Source organism: Haloterrigena salifodinae (assembly GCF_003977755.1).
GTDB classification, from domain to species: Archaea; Halobacteriota; Halobacteria; order Halobacteriales; family Natrialbaceae; genus Haloterrigena; species Haloterrigena salifodinae.
Window position 1 is genome coordinate 589,999 of record NZ_RQWN01000003.1, and the last position, 18,158, is coordinate 608,156.

Below are 18,158 nucleotides of genomic sequence, written 5' to 3' on the forward strand. Positions count from 1 at the left end.
GACCGCACCGGAGCGACTACGTTTCGTCGCCCTTCGTCCACTGATAATCCACCGCACACTTTTCAATAGTACTGATGTTCTCGAAACCATGACTGAGTGGACCACGACGCGGCGCGGAGTGGTCGTCGCCGCCGGCGTTGGCCTCGCCGGCTGTCTCGGGAGCAGCGACGACGACGGCGGGAACGGGAATTCGAACGAGAACGGCGAAGACGGAACGGAGGACTCGACCGAACGGGTCAACGGCGTTCCGGCGGGGGACATCGAGGCCCGCCGGGAGCAGATGCCAGACCCTGGGGTCGCGGTCGACTGGTCGACTGCGCGGGAGTTCCGAAAGTGGCTGTTCGACGACGGCAACGAGAGCAACGGCCGGTTCGACTACACGGCGGACCTGCCGCCCGCAGAGGACGTCGACTCTCCCGTCATCGAGGTGCTCGACGTCTATCCGGACCAGGTCGATGCGCTCGTCAGCCAGGGGACGACGCAGGTCGTCCTCGGCCAGTTCGACGCCGACGCGCTCGAGACGCAACTCGCGGAGTCGGACCGGTACGAGGTCGCTGACGAGTACGGCGGCTACGCCGTCGCCGACGGCGCCGACGACGAAACGTCCGCGGGACCGATCGCCGTCGGGGACGACGCGCTCATCCTCGGCTCCGGCTACGAGAACCCGATCGACGCCAGACACGGCGACCGCGACCGACTCGAGGACGTCGACCCGTGGATGACGCACCTGCTCGAGACGCTGCCTGAGGAGCCGCTCGTCACCGGCGAGTATCTGGAACCGCTCGTCGACGCCATCGACATCCCCGAGATCTACTGCTGGGGGCTGTCGATGCCGGGGCGCGACCCCGAGACGGCGACCTGGGCGTTCGTCTTCGACGATCCCGACGATATCACCGATGACGTTCGCACGGAGCTTCGGACGCTGGCCGACGAGGTCGATACCCTCGAGGTCGACGGGCGCACGCTGACGATGGACGGAACGGTTCCCGAGAACTCCGATGCGGGGCAGTGAGACGCCGTCGGGATACCGGTCAGTCCGACGCGGCCACCGAGAGTTCCGGCAGCCACCGAACGAGCACGATCGCGCAGACGACGAACGCCGCCAGCACAACGTAGCCCTCGTCGAAAAAGCCTCGTTCGGCGAGCGCGCCGAACAGGACGGGACTCGCGGCGCCGATCGTCATGTAGGTGCTCCGCAGGAACCCAACGCCCGTTCCCTGCATGTCCGTCGGGAACGCCGCGGTCATGTACGGCAGCGTGATCGTCCCGTACCCCAGGATGCTCGAGAGTAGCACGGTCCCGGCGACGATCGGCCAGAACCCCTCGAGGAACGGGAGGGCGACGAGCGCGACGGCCATGACGCCCAGAACGATCGGCAACGACCGTCGAATCCCGAACTCGTCGTAGAGCCGCCCGGTCGTCGGCTGGACGACGATGCCGAGCGCGAAGAACGCGCTGAACAGCGCCGTCGCGACCCCCTCCGAGAACCCCTTGACCTCGATCAGGTAGGTCGGATAGAAGCCCGTAAACGCCTGCCAGACGCAGTAGGTAAGGATCTGAATCGCCGTCACGACGACGATCTCCCGGCGGCGCAACTGAGCCCCTACGTACCGGACGGTCTCGAGCGAGAGGCTGTCGACGGCGCTACCCTCGCCGGAGGTTCGGCCGGGGACGACGGCCCAGAGCAGGCCGGCGACCAGCAGGAAGACGGGCGCGGCGATACCGAAGCCGAACTGCCAGGCCAGCGTCGTCGCGATGGCGCCGGCCGCGAGCGGGAGCGCGGCGTTCCCGACTTCACCGGCGGCCATCGTGACGCCGACCGCGGTCCCCGCGTTGTTCGGGAAGACGTCCGAGAGGATGGTGAACCGGGCGACGCCGTACAGCGCCGTCCCGAAGCCGAAACAGGCCGTCGCGAGATAGACCAGCGCCGCCGAGTCGGCGACGGCGACGACGCCGACCGCTATCGCCGAGACGAGCGAGCTCGCCACGAGGATGTTCCCCTCCCCGAGGCGGTCGGCGAGGATCCCGCCGGGAAGCTGTCCGAGCGCGTACGCGAGCCACAGCGCCGTCAGCAGGAACCCCGCCGTCGTCAGGTCGAGGCCGTAGGCCTCTCGCAGGAAGGGTAACAACACGGGATAGGTGAGTCGGACGCCAATCGAGAAACACCAGCCGGTGGCGACGGCGAACAGGATCTTCCCGCGACCCTCCGCGAGCACCGATCGGATCCGCGACACTCGTTCGAACCGCTGCAACCGAGACACTGGCCGCCACGTTGGAGGCAAGCGGTGTTGAGCCCTCCTGAACGGTACGGTGTTGCCGATACCGGAACCCACAGAGCCACGCGATCGGTGACACCGGCCAACCCATCAAAAAGATAATAGTATCTCACCGATGTTTCGATCGTATGTCCGCGATCGAACTCCGCGGGGTGACCAAACGCTACCGGCGGTTCGGTATCCGCGGCAGCCGAACGGTCACCGCCCTCCACGACCTCGATCTCACCGTGCGCTCCGGCGAGATCTTCGGCTTTCTCGGCCCGAACGGCGCCGGGAAGTCGACGACGATCGACCTCCTGTTGGACTACGCCGCCCCCACCTCGGGCTCGGTCCGCGTCCTCGGCCACGACGTCGCGACCGAGAGCGCGGCCGTCCGCGACCGGATCGGCGTCCTGCCCGATGGCTACGGCCCGATCGGCGACCGAACGGGCCGCGATCACGTCGAGTTCGCCATCGACGCCAAGGACGCCGATGACGACCCCGACGACCTCATCGACCGCGTCGGGATGCAGGGCCCGGCCGACTACCCCGTTGCGGAGTACTCGAAGGGGATGGCCCAGCGGCTCATGCTCGCCGTGGCGCTGGCGGGCGAACCGGACCTCCTCGTTCTGGACGAGCCCTCGACTGGACTCGATCCCAACGGTGCGCGCACCAGCGCCGGATCGTCCGCGAGGAAAACGAGCGCGGCGCGACCGTCTTCTTCTCGAGTCACATCATGGAGCAGGTCGAGGCGGTCTGCGACCGCGTCGGGATCTTAGACGGCGGCGAACTCGTCGCCGTCGACTCGATCGACGCGCTGCGCGAGTCGGCCGGCGGCTCGGCGGCCGTGACGCTCGAACTCTCCTCGATTCCCGGCGACGTTGTCGACTACGTCCGGGCCCTCGAGGGCGTGGTCGGCGTCGAGATCGACGAGCCGTCGGTGACGGTCGCCTGCGACGACGCAACGAAGGCGGCGGTCGTCGCGGCCTTCTACGACTCGCCGACGACCGTCCGGGACGTCACGACCAGCGAAACCTCCCTCGAGGACCTGTTCGAACGCTACACGCGAGGTGTCGCCCAGTGAGTCGACTGGCCGCCCTCGCGCTGTTCGTCCGCGAGGACCTCCGCGATACGCTCCGGGAGCGGCAGCTGTACCTGCTGGTCGGGATCTACGTCCTCCTTGGCGCGCTCCTGACCTATTCGGAGGGCCGGACGGCGGCGCAGCTGTCCGGAAGCGCGCCCGACCTGACGACGGGACTGTACGCGCTGTTCTCGATGCTGACGCCGCTGCTGGCGCTCGGCTTCTTCGCGTCCACGGTCGTCGAAAAGCGTTCGAGCGGCGCCCTCAAGGTCGTTCTCGGTCTCCCGATCGATCGCGCCACGGTCGTCTTCGGAACCTTCCTCGCGCGGAGCCTCGTCATCTGCGCGGCGATCGGCGTCTCGCTGGTCGCCGCCGTTCCGGTCGGCCTGGTCGTCGGGCTCTCCGTCGATCCCGTGTAGTTCGGCGGCGTCGCGGGCGCCCTCGCGCTGCTTTCCGTGACGTTCACCGCGCTCGCCGTCGGCCTCTCGGCGACTGTTCGCACCTCGACGCGGGCGACGATCGCCGCCTTCGGCGTCTTCGTCCTGTTTTTCTTCCAGCTGTGGGCCCAGTTTCCGCAGATCGTCCTCTACGTCCGACACGGCTTCTCGTGGCCCGCGACGACCCCCGAGTGGGTGACCTTCGTCGATGCGCTGAACCCGATGGCGGCGTACACCTATCTGCTCGCCGGATTCTTCCCCGACCTCGAGGGAGGGACGTTCGTCACCCCGCCGGTCGACCCCGCGTTCTACCAGCGACCGGCGTTCGCGGTCGCGGTACTGGCCGGCTGGATCGTCCTCGCGCTCGGCGTCGGTTACTGGCGGTTCCGGACGACGGATCTCTGAGGTGGCCGGAAAGCGGTTCGAACAACGAGAGCGTACAATTCGACTGACGGACTTCAGACCGGTCCGAACTCGAGTACCAGTGTGGCCAGCAGGCCGGCGTAGATGGGGATCGTCAGGTTGTCGTCGACGATGAAATCGCCGATCCTGAGCTTGACGCCGTCGGCGACGGTCGCCCCGACCGCGGCCGCGACGACGGCCAGCGGCGTCTCGTGGAGAAAGAGCGCGGCGATGAGCGTCGAGACGACGAACATCGTGACCAACACCTTCGGCCCCTTGACGAACTTGAGGCTGTCGTCGGAGACGGTCCCACTGATCGGATCGCCGATCGCGAGCATCAACATCGACGGGAGAGCGACCCGCGGCTCGAAGAACAGCACGGCGACCGTCATGCTGAGCATGTAGTAGCCGTAGCCGGCGAACTGGTCCTGTTCGTACTCCCGGGTCAGCGAGTCGTAGAGCGACAACTCGACGCCGACGTACAGCCGGAGGAACTCGAGGGCGATCGTTCCGACCGCGAGGAGGCCCATCAGGAGCTGAAATCGATCCCAGGTCAGTCCGAGATCGAACTGAGCGGCGAGGAGATAGAGTGCGACCAGTCCCGCCCCGCTCGCGTGGACGGCTCGTCGCTTTAGTTCGTCAGCCATCAGGTCTCCCGTCGAAGGTAACGACCTTCAGTCCGTCGGTTACGTTCGACACGATCCGTGTTCGGACGCCGATCCACCCCGTCCGCGGGAGCCGAATTAGTCCGTAGCGAGTTTGACGACGACGGTTCCGTCGCTCGAAACGACCACGTGACAGCCCTCGTAGGAAAAGCTCACGGTGAGGGGATGGTCGCGAGTCGACGTCACGAGATCGGCGAGCGACTCGGGGTCGACGGTCGTGAACAGCGGCGCCATGGTACAGGGATCGCGGTCCGTGACGGCCCCGATGTTCTCGACGATCGCGGTGGTGAGCGCGTCGGTAACCGTACCGTGCTTCGTTTCGAGCGCCACGTCGAAGCGAGTGTGAAACGTCTCTGTGGTGGGATCGTGACCGACGCTGTCCTCGCCGATCGGTCGGGAAGGCATGACGTCCGAGTGGATCGTATCCTCGTCCATTGGGCACAGTATGCAAGCGGCCGTGGTAAGGGCGGACGCTGACTAGTCAGCGTGCGTCCGCGCCGGACTTCTCGAAGAGGTGTCGCAAGACGGTCTGCTGGGCCTTTCGTAGGTGCTGGTTGAAGGTCTGGCGCGTGACGTCGAAGCGGTCGGCCAACTCGTCGCCGGTGCTGGTCCGGGGCGTATCGAAGTAGCCGCCGAAGTAGGCGGCATCGAGCGCCGACAACTGTCGCTCGGTGAGCGCGTCGGCGACGACGCCGTACAGCAACTGGGGCGAGTAGACGAGGTCTTCGGAGACCAGTTCGACTTCGGGGTGGAACCGCCGGATCCCGGACGCGGCTTGCCGGGGATCCACGTCGCCGGGCAACTCGCCCAGAAACCGGACCTCGTCGGGAGCGATCACAACGGCGCGGGCGCGACCGCCGAGGTCCGGAAACACCTGCGAGACTGTCGCCGACTCCGCCTTCGCTTCGACGCGATGGTAGCCGTCGATCGAACTGAGCAACCGCGCGTCGTGGTAGTGGGGCACCTCCTCGACGGCGGTCACGAACTCGCTCGCCGGGAGGTCCGATGTCCCCATGTACTGGACGGTCGTCCCGTTCTGCAGCGAGACGACCGAGTCGACCTCGAGTCGAATTTCGTCGTCCGCGACCCGCAGGGAGGGCGGGACCGCGGTCCGGTCCGTGCGGAACTCGAGGCGCCGGACGTGGTCGCTGGTCAACCGCTCCTCGCGGCGCTTCAGCGCCGTCGCGTCCTCGAAGGAGACGACGACGTACTCCACGTTCCCGTCGTCGTCCAGTACAGGCGCCGAATTGCTCGAGAGCCACCGCTCGGAGCCGTCGGGGAGTTCGATCCAGTGTTCGAAGCCGTAGACGGGTTCGCCCGTCTCGAGAACTTGCGTAACCGGGTTTTCCGACACCGGAACGGGCGAGCCGTCGTCGTAGTAGATGTTCCACTCGGTCTCGGCGTACGACCGGCCGACGATATCTTCGTTCGTCCGGCCGAGCGTTTCCGCCGCTCGTTCGTTCGCGAAGGCGTAGCTGCCCGCCGAATCGATCACGACGGTGCTGACCGGGTTCACGTCGAACACCCGCCGAGCCAGATCCTCGGGCGGGGTTCGGACAAACTTGTCTTCTTGGAGGTCGACCGACTCCTCGGTCTCGTCGTTCTCGGCGGACTCCGTCACCGTCCCATCGCCCCGTACGGTCGGACGCTTCCTCGACCTCGGCTGTCCCTCTCGCCGGAACGGTCGCGGTCACGCCGGTCACCGCCGAACAGTCGCGCGCGCTCGCCCCCTTTCGACGGCGTCTCGGCGAATTGACGCTGCTCCATACGAGTGAGAAGAGACCAACGAATAAATGGGATTCTATCGGGGGGTCGTCACGCACGCGTGGGTCGCTGCTTCGCCTCGGGAAAGATGCTCTCCGGGAGGTACGCGGAGACGACCCAGTTCGGCGCGTTGACGGCCTCGTTGATCTTCAGGTCGACGGCCGCCGAACACAGCATGTAGGCGTCGTCGCGCTCGAGTCCACGCTCGTTCTGGAGGTGGTCGACCATGCTCCGGACGGCTCGTCTGGTCGCCGTCATCAGGTCGTCGGCGATGCCCGTTGTCCCGTACATCGGCTCGTCTCGACCGGTCGGGGTGAACGGGCCCGCGGTCTCGAACTGGGGCCGGTCGATCGAGCGGTCCGAGCGCAGGCCGAACCGGCAGGTGACGGTCATCGGCGCTTCGATGCCGGTCCCGCAGACCTCGCCGTCCCCCTGTGCGGCGTGGCAGTCCCCGATGCTGAACAGGGCGTCCTCGACCGCGACGGGAAGATAGACCCTCGAGCCCGCCGTGAGCTGCTTGACGTCTATGTTCCCGCCGACGTCCCGCGGCGGAAACGTTCCGTGGGGGCCGTCCTCGGCGGGCGCGACGCCGACGATGCCGGGGAACGGATTCAGCGGTACCTCGATCCCGTCCACGAAGTGGCCGATGTCGCCCTCGAGATCCCAGACGTGCAACGCCGGGTCGGGGAACTCGTCGGCCAACACGCCGAGCTCCGCCGATCCCGGGAGGACCAGCGTGTAGCCGACGCCCTCGTGTTCGACCTTGAGCAGTTCGACCGCGAGGACGTCGCCCGGTCGGGCGCCCTCGACCGCGATGGGGCCGGTCAGCGCGTGGATCGGATCGATGTCGAGCGCGGCGACGTCCGCCGCCGTCGACGTCGGGCTGAGCTGTCCGTTCGTCGCGTCCCGACACGAAATCCGGACGACGTCCCCCGGTTCGACCGTTAGAGCCGGCTTGCGTCCGTTGTCCCAGTCGCTGTGAACGGTGTCGTCGTCGGCGTCGATCCGATGGTCTACTGCGATCTCTTCGGCTTCCATTATGATACTCGGTACGACATCATGGGATAAAACGGTATCTCGCCGGTAGCGGCGTCAAATCTCGATTTCCGATCGAGACGGCAAACGCGGTCGACGCCGCGTTACAGCTCGTCGAACTCGAGGTCGCCTTCTCGGATCGCCGACAGCGTCTCCGCGAGGTCGTCAACGGGCAGCCGCTTCTGGTCGGTCGTGTCCCGCTCGCGGACGGTGACGGTCGTCTCCTCGTTCTCGACGGTCTCGTAGTCGACGGTCACGCAGAACGGCGTGCCGACTTCGTCCTGCCGGCGGTAGCGCCGGCCGATGTTGCCCGAGTCGTCGTACGTGACCGAGAGGCCGACCTCGCGCAGGTCCGCGACGATCTCGTTCGCCTGCGCCTCGAGTTCGTCGTCGTTCTGTAAGGGGAAGACGCCGACGAAGGTGGGCGCGACTTCCGGCTCGAGTTCGAGATACGTTCGCTCCTCGTCGGCGACCTCGTCCTCGCGGTAGGCGTGGTGGAGGACGGTGTAGACCAACCGGTCGACGCCGAAGGAGGGTTCGATGACGTGGGGCGTGATGTGCTCGCCAGCCTCGGTCTGCTCCTCGACCGCGAAGCCGGTCTTCTCGACGGGGATCTCGTGGGTCTCGCCCTCGAGGTCGATCTCGACGGCGTCGCCGTCGAACGCCGAGCGATCGCGCGCGGCGAGGTCCTCGAGCTTCTGGACGACGGCCTGCGCGTCGCCGCCGAACTCGGGACCGAGGTAGCTCATGTCGGGGTCGACGGTGGCGCGCTCGACGGTCTTCGGTTCGTCGTACTGCTTGAAGATCGTAAAGCGGTCGTCGGAGTGCTCGCCGTGTTTCGAGAGGTCGTAGTCGCCCCGGTAGGCGAAGCCGGCCATCTCGATCCAGTTGCCGTCGATTTCGCTTTCCGCGTCCCAGCAGTCGCTGGCGTAGTGGGCCTGCTCGCCCGAGAGGTGCTGGCGGAACCGAAACCGGTCCATGTCGACGCCGACCGCGTCGTACCACGGCTTGGCGACGCCCAGGAAGTAGGCGACCCACGGGCTCGAGATGATCCCGTCCTCGACGGCGTCGCCGATCGTCGTCCGGATCTCGTCGCCGTCCTCGGCGTTTTGCTCGCTGGCCGGGTAGAGCGTCACCTCGACGTCTTCGACGGACTCGAGGTCCGGCTCGTCCGTTTCGGGGTCGATGAAGTACTCGAGTTCGGCCTGCGTGAACTCGCGGGTGCGGATGATCGAGCGCCGCGGGCTGATCTCGTTGCGGTAGGCCCGGCCGATCTGGGTGACGCCGAACGGCAGCTGGTTGCGCGCGTACTCCTTCAGGCGCGGGAACTCGACGAAGATGCCCTGCGCGGTCTCGGGGCGCATGTAGCCGGGGTCGGAGTCGCCGGGGCCGATGTTCGTCGCGAACATGAGGTTGAACGTTTCGACGGCCTGGCCCGCGAGTCCCGCCCCGCAGGAGGGACAGACGAGTTCGTACTCGGCGATGACCTCTTCGACTTCGGGGATGGGGAGGCTCTCGGCGTCCTCGTACTCGGTGTTGTCCTCGACGATGTGGTCCGCGCGGTGGCTCTCGCCGCACTCCGGACACTCGACGAGCATGTCGTCGAACCCGTCCAGGTGGCCCGAGGCCTCGAAGACGGGCTCGGGCATGATGGTGGGCGCGTCGATCTCCATGTTCCCCTCGGCGACCGCGAACCGGTCGCGCCAGGCGTCCTCGACGTTCCCCTTCAGCGCCGCGCCCTGCGGGCCGAAGGTGTAGAAGCCGCCGACGCCGCCGTAGGCGCCCGACGACTGGAAGAAGTAGCCCCGCCGCTTGGCCAGTTCGACCAGTTTCTCGCTCGTCGCCGCGGTCACGCTCCCGGTGTCGTCCGCGTGTTCTTGCTCACTCATAGAGTGCCTCCAGCAGGTCGACGTCACAGACGATGCCGACGAGGTCCTCGCCCGTGACCATCGGGATCTGTTCGATATCGTTGCTGATCATCCGCTGGGCGGCCTCCTGAATCGACGTCTGCGCCGAGACCGTCACCACGTCGTCGCTCATGAACGCGCTGACCGGCTCGGCCGGAATCTCGATGTCCCGCGTGGGAAGATAGCGGCTGCCGACGGCCTTGATCCCCTCCCACGACCAGTCGTCGTCCTGGTCGCCGAAGTTGTCGCCGGTCTCCTCCTCGCCCTCGACGATGCGGGCGACGTCGATGACGTCGACCTCCGTCAGGACGCCGCTCATCCGGCCGTCGTCGTCCAGCGCGACGGCGTAGGGGACGTTCGCGTAGGATAGTTCCCGCTCGGCGACCGGGAGCGGCGCGCCCTCGTAGGTGGTGTTGACGTCCTCGCTCGCGTAGGACTCGACGGTGCCTTCGGTCTCCTGGTCGCCCGCCGCGATCGCGTGGATCACGTCGGTCACCGTGACGATCCCCTCGAACTCCCCGTCGACGACCGGCACGCGGCGCGCTCCGTCCTCGACCATCGTCCGCGCGACGTCCTCGAGGCTGGTGTCGGCCGTCGTCGTCGGGACGTCCTCGTCCATCAGGATGACGAGTTGGTCCTCGTCGGGCTGTTCGATCAGTGCGTCGCGGGAGATCAGCCCTCTGTACTCGAGACTGTCCTCGGTCGATTTGAGCACCGGAACGGACGAGAACGGCCGCTCTTGGAGGTACTCGAGGACGTCCGAGCGCGAACCCGGCAGTTCGACGGTTACCACGTCTTCGCGGGGCGTCATCGCGTCGGCTACGTTCATATCCCCACGGTACGGCGAAAATGAGTATAAACCCAGTGTTTCGTGCGCCCGCGATACCGGCACCAACAAGTCACTCGAGCTGATAGTTCGATTCGATGAGTTTATATGTGGTTGGGAATGAATAACATACATGGCGACGAACCCCCACGCCATGACGTCCGACGACACCGTCGTCGGTTCGATCGACTCGACGGACTCGAGTACGGAGTACGTCATCGCTGATATCTCGGCCGATGGCGCCTGGCTTTCCATGCAGGCTGACGACGCGCCGACGCTTCCGGCATGGCGATAATTGGGGGTGGGAAACGGGATTTCTGTTCCGTCGACGAGCTCGGTCGCGCGCCGGTCACCGGTGATCGGCTGCGTACCGGTTCCGTTCGACGGCTTATTTGACGAGGCTAGTCACGACTACTGTCGTTCGAGCGCGGCAGCCGACGGTTTCGCCGACGCGACAACGGGACGACGCCGTCGCCGGCTGCAACCGCTGCTCGAGTAGACCGTCGATCGGGACGCTTGAGCCGTCGGAAAACGAGCGGTTCGATTCCTGATACCGTACGCGACGTTCAGAAGAGGCCGAGGCCGACCGCGTAGGGCCACTCGAGGGCGCCGAGCGCGACCAGCGTCAGCGACGCGCCCAGCAGGCCGACGTTCTTCAGGAACGAGGTCATCTCGGACTGTTGCTGGTCCTCGGGAACGGCCCAGAAGTCGTGCATCGTCGGCGTCGCCACGAGCAGGAACACGGCGAGCGCGCCGGCCGCGAGCGCGGGGAAGACGCCGAGTATGACGCCCAGACCGCCCGCCACGAGCACGACCCCTGAGAGGGCGACGGAGGCCGTCGGCGCCGGAATCCCTTTCATCTCGGCGTAGCCGGCCATGCCCTCGAGGTCGAGGAAGTGATTCACGCCCGTGAACGCGAGGACGCCGCCAAAGAGGATCCGAGCGACGAGGAACAGTTCGGCCGCGAGCGGGCCGTCGAAACTCTGTAGCGGTACCGTTTCGATAGCAGATATCATTCTGTAACCTGCTGTAGTAACCGAACCGTAATAGCCGTTCTCGGACATCTGTATCCCCTGGTAACGGCGGTGTTATCGGCTATCCTCGGTGACATCGAGAGCGAATCACATACCTGTGAATCGCGATCTCGATGCTTGCCCTGGCTCCTCGAATTCGGTCCGACCGTGAGTGTCCGCGTCGAACGACCGATCCGCAGCGCCCAACGATTTTAGTACGCGAGGACCGAGCGTCCGATCGATGGACGGTCCAGACCCCCGACGCGACGGCGGCCCCGAGCGCCCGTGGACGGCGGACGCCGTCGGCCTCGAGCGCGACGACTCGCGGCCGACGATCGCGACGTTCCTCTCGTCGCTCGTTCCGGCAGCCCTGGCCCGACGCGCGGTCGCCGTCTCGATTGCGACCGACCGCGAGGTCTACGCTCGCGACGAGCCGGTCGACATCTCGGTCGACTTCAAAAATCGGCTGCCGGTGCCCGTCTCCGTGCCGACGCCGCGGCGGCGCCGCTGGGGATGGACGATCGACGGCGACCTCGAGGGCAGCGACGAGCGCCGCTACGTCCCGGAACGTCCCTCGACGTTTCGATTCCGCGGCGGCGAGCGCAAACGAGTGCAAGTGACCTGGAACGGCCGCCTCGAGCGCACCGACGGCGACCGCCGCGAGTCGGTCGTCCCCGATCCTGGCACCTACGAGCTCCGGGCGTTCGTCGCGACCGGCGCCGATCGGCACCGGCCCAGCGACGAGACGACGATCCGCCTTGAGTAGGTCGAGGCCATCCGGCTCGAGTCGCGCCCGTTTCTGTCTCGAGCGGTCGATGACCCCCGCCGACGCTCAGCGGGACCACCGGTAACCGTTTACTCGGGTGTGCCGTGACAGCACATATGTCGCTCGAGCAGGTGTTCTCGCGGCTGCCGGACCCTCGATCGCACGCGTTCCCGGACCACTCGCTGCCTCGCGGTGACCCCGTGTTTCCGATCGCGGTCGCGCGCGAGGAACTGACGGCGGTCCTGGAACTGTACGAGACGTTTCGGGCCGTGGACCCGACCGGACTCGACGCGAACCCGTTCCTCGAGGCGGCGACGACGCACATGCAACAGACGTTCGGCGTCCCCCGATACCGTCCGGACGAGCAGTTGGCCGACGACATCGCGGCGCTGTTGAACGATTTCTCGGACGACCTCGGCGGCCGTTCGATGGGGGTCGTCGACGCGACGCCGGCCCACCACCGGACGCTGTACTTCTTTCTGGTCAGCTGTCGAGGCTACTACGGCGCGCCACACATCCGGTTCGAGCCCGACAAGGCCGCCGTCGAGACGCTGTACGACCTCTACCAGCGGGTGACCGAGCAGGAGGTGTACCTCAAACGGCCGTCGTCGGTCCTCGAGTGACGTCGTTGCCTTCCGTTCGTTCCCAGTCGCGCGAGTGAGACGTCCTCGAACGTGTCGACGACGAGAACGGCGAGCGACTGCGCGAGCGGCTCGCGGAACTCGACTTCGGGGAGGCGCTCGCGCAGTCCGTCCCCGGCGCTCGGAGCTAGGGCCTCGAGTTCGCGGTCGGCGTCGCAGCGGCCGGCGTCCCGTCGTCGCGGCCCCGGCAGTTGCCGCCCGAAGGGTCAGGAAGCGAGTGGGCGTGGGGACGCCCATGGAACGGGCAGCCATCGTCGAGACAGTCAGCGACCGCACCGAAGCCGACGACGACGGCGCGACGGACGCCACGCGAGCCGTCCTCGAGACGCTCGGCGAACGCCTGAGCGCCGATCAGGCCGACGATCTGGCAGCCGAACTGCCCCCGGACCTGAGCGAGCACCTCACCGAGGGCGAGCCCGGGGAGCAGTTCTCCGAGGAAGCGTTTATCTCGCGGGTCGACCAGCGCATGGAAACGCTCGACGTGACCGGCGAGCGCGCCGCGACCGCGGTGCTGGCGACGCTCCTCGAGTCGGTCGACGAGGCGGAGCGTTCCGCGGTCGTCGACCAGTTCCAACAGTACGGCTTCGAGACCCTGCTGGGTGAGACCGACGTCGACATCGACGTCAGCGAACGCTCGCCTCGAGAGCGATAGTGAGTGAGCGTCGTCTCTTGAAGCGTCGAACCGACGGTAACTGGTGTCTCGGAGCGAACTGATCAGAGAATCGCCACTCGTTTTCCTCGCGCTGGCAACGAGGAGTTCCACACCCTCCCCAGCCGACTCGTTCGCTCGCTGGCTCACGGCCGTCGGCCGTTCGCCCGTCCGCTCACTCGCCCTCGCGAGTCGCGTCGCGTCTCGCTACCGCTCGCCGCGACGCAGCGCGCCGATGGTCGAATTGCGATCGATCGCTACTCGAGTCGCTACGAGGTCGGTCGAACCCCCGCGAAAAACGAGTCGTCTCGGGTCGTCTCGAGTCGTTCGAACGCCCGGTTCAGGCCTGGTCGACCTGCTCGCGGTAGTCTTCGACCTCTTCGATCGCTTCCTCGACCTTGTCCTTGGTGTTGCCGTCGGCCGCCTCGCGGACCTGTCGCAGCGTATTGAGCCGTTCGTCGAGGATCGCGTGATCGGGCGTCGTGTCGCCCATCACGTAGTCGGCGAACGCGTCGGTGGTCTCGCGGATGTCGTCGCGAACGTCGTCGTCGGCCGATTTGGCCGCTTCCTCGAGGTCGTCGCGGGCCTGCTGGAGTTGCTCGGTCATGGTCGAATCCAAACCGAGATGACCCATAACGGTTGGGCGAGCAATAGCCACGTCCGCTCGGACTCCGAACGACGCTCGCACGAGTTGATTCCGGGGTATGGAAGGCTATTAGTGGCGACCGACGGTACCTTGCTGGTGAATGACCAGTACGGCGACGTTCGAGGTTTTTCAGGACAGGGCGGGTGAGTGGCGGTGGCGTCTCGTCGCCGCGAACGGGAACATCATCGCCGATAGCGGCGAAGGCTACGCGTCTAAACAGGGGGTCAAGCGAGGCATCAACAGCGTCAAACGGAGCGCGGCCGGAGCGGACGTCCAGTTCGTGACGGACGACTGAGGCGGCGCCGTGGTCGGCGAACGGATTCGAAACGTCGTCCCGCCGGGACGACATCCAGACGAGCCATCGGATCCAACACTGACGTTTTCATCACTCTATCTCCAAAACGGCCGAATTTCGTCGAAGAAGCCCGTGAGACGGGCAGATTTCCGAACGTCGACAAATCCCCGATTCAGCGCGTTCGATGCCTCGAGACTCTCGAAATCGACGGGAAGAGACACATCTTGTGCCTTATATGGGGGGACGTCCTCGTCATTATTACATACATGTCGTCTCGGTTACGCCATCCGCTCGTCGCCGTCATCGTTACGCTATTCCTGACAGTTCCGTGGATCGGGACGTTCCTTTCCCATGGCGGCTACGGAACCGTTCATCCGAGTGAAAACATCGCGGCCGGTATCGCCGTCCTCGTCGCCGGAACCGCGATCCTCGGCGCGGCGTTCCTGCTCGCGTGGGCGGCCGAAACCGCCGAGAAGGACGTCCCGCAGGCGTTCGCCATCGCGGTGCTCGCGGTGCTGGCCGTGGCCCCCGAGTACGCCGTCGACGCGCTCTACGCCTGGCAGGCCGGCGCCGGCTCCAGCGAAGCGGGCAACCTCGCGGTCGCGAACATGACCGGCGCGAACCGGATCCTCATCGGGCTTGGCTGGTCGGGGATCGCGCTGTTCAGCATCTACCGCGCGAAGCGTACGGCCGATCCGGCGGTCGAACACCGCTCGGGGGTCCTCACGGACGCGGTCACGCTGGACCGCGCGATCTCCCTCGAGATCGTGTTCTTGCTCGTCGCGACGGTGTTCGCGTTTCTCGTCCCGCTCGGCGGCGGGATCGGGATCGTCGATACGCTCGTTCTCGTCGGCCTCTATCTGATCTATCTCCTCGTGATCATCCGGAGCGACGTCGAGGAAACCGAGGAACACGTCGGTGTGCCCGCGTATTTCCAAGGCTTCCCCAAGATCCCGCGAGTGGCAGTCGTCCTCTTCGGATTCGCGTTTTCGGGGGCGATAATCTTCACTGCAGTGCACCCGTTTGCGGAAGGGCTCGAGCAGATGGGGCTCCAGTACGGCGTCCCCGAGTTCTTCATGATCCAGTGGCTCGCCCCGCTGGCCTCGGAAAGCCCCGAGTTGATCGTCGTGGCCTACCTCGTGAACAAAGCGCGGACGACCGCCGGATTCAACGCGCTCATCTCCTCGAAGCTCAATCAGTGGACGCTTCTCATCGGGACGCTCGCGGTCGTCTACTCGATCTCCGCCGGGCACGTCGGGACGCTCCCGTTCGATTCGAAGCAGGTCGCAGAGATCTGGATCACCGCGGCCCAGAGCTTCTTCGCGATCGCCATCCTGACGAACTTCGAGATCAGCACCCGCGAGGCGCTCGCGTTGCTCGGACTGTTCGGAACGCAGGTCCTCGCGGAGTTCTACGTCATCCGGACGTACTCCGAGCCGGTCGTGACGGACCTCAGCATGAGCGTCCTCTACGGCTACACTGCCGTGTACGTCCTGCTCGGGCTCGCCTTATTCCTCCGGCGACGCGACAGCGTCCGCGAGCTCCTCGAGCGGACCGTGATAACCACGCGAGCGGCGATCGGTCTCGGGACCGCCCAAGCCCAGAGAGAGCACGCGGACTGAGTCTCGTCCGTCGTCGCCTCCGCCCGCGTTCGCGCGTCGCGTAATGCGAGCGCGTAAAGTAGCTCGAGGCCCTGATCCCGTTAATGAGCGACTCCGATTCTCGAGGCCCCCTCCAGCCGGATCGTCCCGACGTCGATCGGCCGTTTACGGTCGACGCGCCCTTCGAGCCCGCGGGTGACCAGCCCGAGGCGATCGAGCAGTTAGCCGAGGGGTTCCGACAGGGGATGGACAGACAGACCCTGCTCGGGGTGACCGGCTCCGGGAAGACGAACACCGTCTCGTGGCTGATCGAGGAAATCCAGAAGCCGACGCTGGTGATCGCCCACAACAAGACGCTGGCGGCCCAGCTCTACGAGGAGTTCCGGAACCTGTTCCCCGAGAACGCCGTCGAGTACTTCGTCTCCTATTACGACTACTACCAACCCGAGGCCTACGTCGAGCAGAGCGACACCTACATCGACAAGGACGCCTCGATCAACGACGAGATCGATCGGCTGCGCCACTCCGCGACGCGCTCGCTGCTGACCCGCGAGGACGTCATCGTCGTCGCTTCGGTCTCGGCGATCTACGGCCTCGGTGATCCGCGCAACTACGTCGACATGTCCCTGCGACTCGAGGTCGGCGAGGAGATCGGCCGCGACGAGCTCTTGAAGCGGCTCGTCGACCTGAACTACGAGCGCAACGACGTCGACTTCACGCAGGGCACCTTCCGCGTGCGGGGCGACACCGTCGAGATCTACCCGATGTACGGCCGCTACGCCGTCCGCGTGGAGCTCTGGGGCGACGAGATCGACCGCATGGTCAAGGTCGACCCACTCGAGGGGAAGACCCAGGGCGACCAGCAGGCCGTCCTCGTCCACCCCGCGGAGCACTACTCGATCCCGGAGACGACTCTCGAGGAGGCGATGGACGAGATCCGGAACGATCTGGACTCGCGAATCTCTTACTTCGAGCGCACGGGTGACATGATCGCCGCCCAGCGCATCGAGGAGCGGACGAGCTTCGACCTCGAGATGATGCAGGAGACGGGCTACTGTTCGGGCATCGAGAACTACTCGGTCTACCTGTCGGATCGGGAGTCCGGCGAGGCGCCCTACACGCTGCTGGACTACTTTCCGGACGATTTCCTTACCGTCGTCGACGAATCCCACGTCACGCTGCCCCAGGTTCGCGGGCAGTACGCCGGCGACAAGTCGCGTAAGGACTCGCTGGTCGAGAACGGCTTCCGACTCCCGACGGCCTACGACAACCGGCCGCTCACGTTCGAGGAGTTCCAGGAGAAGACCAACCAGACGCTGTACGTCTCGGCGACGCCGGGCGACTACGAGCGCGAGGAAAGCGACCAGATCGTCGAACAGATCGTTCGACCCACCCACCTCGTCGACCCCGAGATCGAGGTCTCGCCGGCCAGCGGCCAGATCGACGACCTGATGGACCGCATCGACGAGCGCATCGAGCGTGACGAACGGACCCTCGTCACCACCCTCACCAAGCGGATGGCCGAGGACCTGACCGAGTACTTGGAGGAGGCCGGCGTCGACGTCGCGTACATGCACGACGAGACCGACACCCTCGAGCGCCACGAGATCATCCGCTCGCTGCGTCTGGGCGAGATCGACGTCCTCGTCGGGATCAACCTCCTGCGGGAGGGGCTGGACATCCCCGAGGTCTCGCTGGTGGCGATTCTCGACGCCGATCAGGAAGGCTTCCTCCGCAGCGAAACGACGCTCGTCCAGACGATGGGTCGGGCGGCGCGAAACGTCAACGGCGAGGTCGTCCTCTACGCCGACGACCCCTCGAACGCCATGGAGTCGGCGATCGAGGAAACCCAGCGTCGCCGCCGGATCCAACAGGAGTACAACGAGGAACACGGCTTCGAACCGACGACGATCCAGAAGGAAGTCGGGGAGACGAACCTCCCCGGCAGCAAGACCGAGACCACGCAGGTCTCGGGCCGCGAGATCGAAGACGAGGAGGAGGCCGAACGCTACGTCGCCGAACTCGAGGATCGCATGGACGAAGCGGCGAGCAACCTCGAGTTCGAACTGGCGGCGGACATCCGCGACCGGATTCGGGAGGTCCGAGAAGAGTTCGAACTCGGAGGCAGTGGCGAGGACGAGGGGATCGCGCCGCCGACCGAGGAGTTCTGAGCAA

Annotated in this window: 17 protein-coding genes and 2 pseudogenes; 10 read left to right on the forward strand and 9 right to left on the reverse strand. The window is 66.2% G+C overall.

Features of this window, described 5'->3' with window-relative positions:
* Positions 1 to 88 precede the first annotated feature (88 nt).
* Positions 89 to 1,012 (forward strand): hypothetical protein, encoded by a 924-nt coding sequence (locus tag EH209_RS17420; RefSeq protein ID WP_126664113.1) that lies wholly within the window; start codon positions 89 to 91, stop codon positions 1,010 to 1,012.
* 19 nt (positions 1,013 to 1,031) lie between these two features.
* On the opposite strand, the gene EH209_RS17425 is transcribed toward EH209_RS17420, so the two are convergent.
* A complete protein-coding gene (locus EH209_RS17425; protein ID WP_394343707.1) occupies positions 1,032 to 2,252 on the reverse strand; it encodes an MFS transporter in 1,221 nt (406 codons plus the stop codon).
* A 152-nt stretch (positions 2,253 to 2,404) separates the two neighbouring features.
* Here EH209_RS17425 and EH209_RS17430 point away from each other — a divergent pair.
* Together EH209_RS17430 and EH209_RS17435 are read left to right on the forward strand one after the other, a co-directional pair.
* Positions 2,405 to 3,339: pseudogene (locus EH209_RS17430) on the forward strand (ABC transporter ATP-binding protein).
* Positions 3,336 to 4,178, forward strand: a pseudogene (locus EH209_RS17435) (ABC transporter permease subunit). The pseudogenes EH209_RS17430 and EH209_RS17435 overlap by 4 nt, the downstream one beginning before the upstream one ends.
* A 53-nt stretch (positions 4,179 to 4,231) precedes the next feature.
* Here EH209_RS17435 and EH209_RS17440 read toward each other — a convergent pair.
* From EH209_RS17440 to EH209_RS17465, 6 genes are all read right to left on the reverse strand, one after another.
* Positions 4,232 to 4,822 carry a dolichol kinase gene (locus EH209_RS17440; protein ID WP_126664115.1) on the reverse strand — a complete coding sequence of 197 codons (591 nt, stop codon included), beginning with the start codon at positions 4,820 to 4,822 and terminating at the stop codon, positions 4,232 to 4,234.
* 96 nt (positions 4,823 to 4,918) lie between these two features.
* Positions 4,919 to 5,275: a HalOD1 output domain-containing protein gene (locus tag EH209_RS17445; protein ID WP_126664116.1), complete on the reverse strand. Its 357-nt coding sequence runs from the start codon at positions 5,273 to 5,275 to the stop codon at positions 4,919 to 4,921.
* 46 nt (positions 5,276 to 5,321) lie between these two features.
* A complete protein-coding gene (locus EH209_RS17450; RefSeq protein ID WP_126664117.1) occupies positions 5,322 to 6,461 on the reverse strand; it encodes a bacterio-opsin activator domain-containing protein in 1,140 nt (379 codons plus the stop codon).
* 194 nt (positions 6,462 to 6,655) lie between these two features.
* Positions 6,656 to 7,642 (reverse strand): acetamidase/formamidase family protein, encoded by a 987-nt coding sequence (locus EH209_RS17455; RefSeq protein ID WP_126664118.1) that lies wholly within the window; start codon positions 7,640 to 7,642, stop codon positions 6,656 to 6,658.
* Between the two features lie 101 nt (positions 7,643 to 7,743).
* Complete coding sequence (glyS, locus tag EH209_RS17460) at positions 7,744 to 9,528, reverse strand: glycine--tRNA ligase (RefSeq protein ID WP_126664119.1); 1,785 nt, start codon at positions 9,526 to 9,528, stop codon at positions 7,744 to 7,746.
* Positions 9,521 to 10,375: a CBS domain-containing protein gene (locus EH209_RS17465; protein ID WP_126664120.1), complete on the reverse strand. Its 855-nt coding sequence runs from the start codon at positions 10,373 to 10,375 to the stop codon at positions 9,521 to 9,523. Before EH209_RS17465 ends, glyS begins: the two co-directional genes overlap by 8 nt.
* A gap of 130 nt (positions 10,376 to 10,505) precedes the next feature.
* Here EH209_RS17465 and EH209_RS24190 point away from each other — a divergent pair, with 130 nt between their 5' ends.
* On the forward strand, positions 10,506 to 10,667 hold the full coding sequence (locus EH209_RS24190; RefSeq protein WP_008893349.1) for a DUF7556 family protein: 162 nt from the start codon (positions 10,506 to 10,508) through the stop codon (positions 10,665 to 10,667).
* 271 nt (positions 10,668 to 10,938) lie between these two features.
* On the opposite strand, the gene EH209_RS17470 is transcribed toward EH209_RS24190, so the two are convergent.
* Entirely contained in the window at positions 10,939 to 11,388 is a 450-nt protein-coding gene (locus EH209_RS17470; protein ID WP_126664121.1) for a DoxX family protein, read from the reverse strand.
* 238 nt (positions 11,389 to 11,626) lie between these two features.
* Between EH209_RS17470 and EH209_RS17475 the strand changes: the two genes are divergently transcribed.
* The 3 genes from EH209_RS17475 (at position 11,627) to EH209_RS17485 (ending at position 13,444) form a co-directional block, all read left to right on the forward strand.
* The gene (locus EH209_RS17475) at positions 11,627 to 12,151 is read left to right on the forward strand and encodes a hypothetical protein (protein ID WP_126664122.1); all 525 of its coding nucleotides are present in this window, start codon (positions 11,627 to 11,629) and stop codon (positions 12,149 to 12,151) included.
* Positions 12,152 to 12,267: 116 nt separating this feature from the next.
* A complete protein-coding gene (locus tag EH209_RS17480; RefSeq protein ID WP_126664123.1) occupies positions 12,268 to 12,774 on the forward strand; it encodes a hypothetical protein in 507 nt (168 codons plus the stop codon).
* Positions 12,775 to 13,027: 253 nt separating this feature from the next.
* The gene (locus EH209_RS17485; RefSeq protein WP_126664124.1) at positions 13,028 to 13,444 is read left to right on the forward strand and encodes a DUF2267 domain-containing protein; all 417 of its coding nucleotides are present in this window, start codon (positions 13,028 to 13,030) and stop codon (positions 13,442 to 13,444) included.
* Positions 13,445 to 13,781: 337 nt separating this feature from the next.
* On the opposite strand, the gene EH209_RS17490 is transcribed toward EH209_RS17485, so the two are convergent.
* Entirely contained in the window at positions 13,782 to 14,048 is a 267-nt protein-coding gene (locus EH209_RS17490; protein ID WP_008893354.1) for a DUF7553 family protein, read from the reverse strand.
* 139 nt (positions 14,049 to 14,187) lie between these two features.
* Here EH209_RS17490 and EH209_RS17495 point away from each other — a divergent pair, with 139 nt between their 5' ends.
* The 3 genes from EH209_RS17495 to uvrB all read left to right on the forward strand — a co-directional run bounded on the left by EH209_RS17495 (position 14,188) and on the right by uvrB (position 18,154).
* Positions 14,188 to 14,382, forward strand: a complete 195-nt coding sequence (locus EH209_RS17495; protein WP_126664125.1) for an HVO_2922 family protein — start codon at positions 14,188 to 14,190, stop codon at positions 14,380 to 14,382.
* A 266-nt stretch (positions 14,383 to 14,648) separates the two neighbouring features.
* Positions 14,649 to 16,004 carry a sodium:calcium antiporter gene (locus EH209_RS17500; RefSeq protein ID WP_126664126.1) on the forward strand — a complete coding sequence of 452 codons (1,356 nt, stop codon included), beginning with the start codon at positions 14,649 to 14,651 and terminating at the stop codon, positions 16,002 to 16,004.
* Between the two features lie 83 nt (positions 16,005 to 16,087).
* Positions 16,088 to 18,154: an excinuclease ABC subunit UvrB gene (gene uvrB / locus EH209_RS17505; protein ID WP_126664127.1), complete on the forward strand. Its 2,067-nt coding sequence runs from the start codon at positions 16,088 to 16,090 to the stop codon at positions 18,152 to 18,154.
* Positions 18,155 to 18,158: the final 4 nt, after the last annotated feature.

What these genes read in the sequence shown, in the direction of transcription:
- EH209_RS17420 (WP_126664113.1), top strand. Translation starts at nt 89, where the DNA reads ATGACTGAGTGGACCACGACGCGGCGCGGAGTGGTCGTCGCCGCCGGC.
- EH209_RS17440 (WP_126664115.1), bottom strand. Translation starts at nt 4,822, where the DNA reads ATGGCTGACGAACTAAAGCGACGAGCCGTCCACGCGAGCGGGGCGGGA.
- EH209_RS17445 (WP_126664116.1), bottom strand. Translation starts at nt 5,275, where the DNA reads ATGGACGAGGATACGATCCACTCGGACGTCATGCCTTCCCGACCGATC.
- EH209_RS17455 (WP_126664118.1), bottom strand. Translation starts at nt 7,642, where the DNA reads ATGGAAGCCGAAGAGATCGCAGTAGACCATCGGATCGACGCCGACGAC.
- glyS (WP_126664119.1), bottom strand. Translation starts at nt 9,528, where the DNA reads ATGAGTGAGCAAGAACACGCGGACGACACCGGGAGCGTGACCGCGGCG.
- EH209_RS17465 (WP_126664120.1), bottom strand. Translation starts at nt 10,375, where the DNA reads ATGAACGTAGCCGACGCGATGACGCCCCGCGAAGACGTGGTAACCGTC.
- EH209_RS24190 (WP_008893349.1), top strand. Translation starts at nt 10,506, where the DNA reads ATGGCGACGAACCCCCACGCCATGACGTCCGACGACACCGTCGTCGGT.
- EH209_RS17470 (WP_126664121.1), bottom strand. Translation starts at nt 11,388, where the DNA reads ATGATATCTGCTATCGAAACGGTACCGCTACAGAGTTTCGACGGCCCG.
- EH209_RS17475 (WP_126664122.1), top strand. Translation starts at nt 11,627, where the DNA reads ATGGACGGTCCAGACCCCCGACGCGACGGCGGCCCCGAGCGCCCGTGG.
- EH209_RS17480 (WP_126664123.1), top strand. Translation starts at nt 12,268, where the DNA reads ATGTCGCTCGAGCAGGTGTTCTCGCGGCTGCCGGACCCTCGATCGCAC.
- EH209_RS17485 (WP_126664124.1), top strand. Translation starts at nt 13,028, where the DNA reads ATGGAACGGGCAGCCATCGTCGAGACAGTCAGCGACCGCACCGAAGCC.
- EH209_RS17490 (WP_008893354.1), bottom strand. Translation starts at nt 14,048, where the DNA reads ATGACCGAGCAACTCCAGCAGGCCCGCGACGACCTCGAGGAAGCGGCC.
- EH209_RS17495 (WP_126664125.1), top strand. Translation starts at nt 14,188, where the DNA reads ATGACCAGTACGGCGACGTTCGAGGTTTTTCAGGACAGGGCGGGTGAG.
- EH209_RS17500 (WP_126664126.1), top strand. Translation starts at nt 14,649, where the DNA reads ATGTCGTCTCGGTTACGCCATCCGCTCGTCGCCGTCATCGTTACGCTA.
- uvrB (WP_126664127.1), top strand. Translation starts at nt 16,088, where the DNA reads ATGAGCGACTCCGATTCTCGAGGCCCCCTCCAGCCGGATCGTCCCGAC.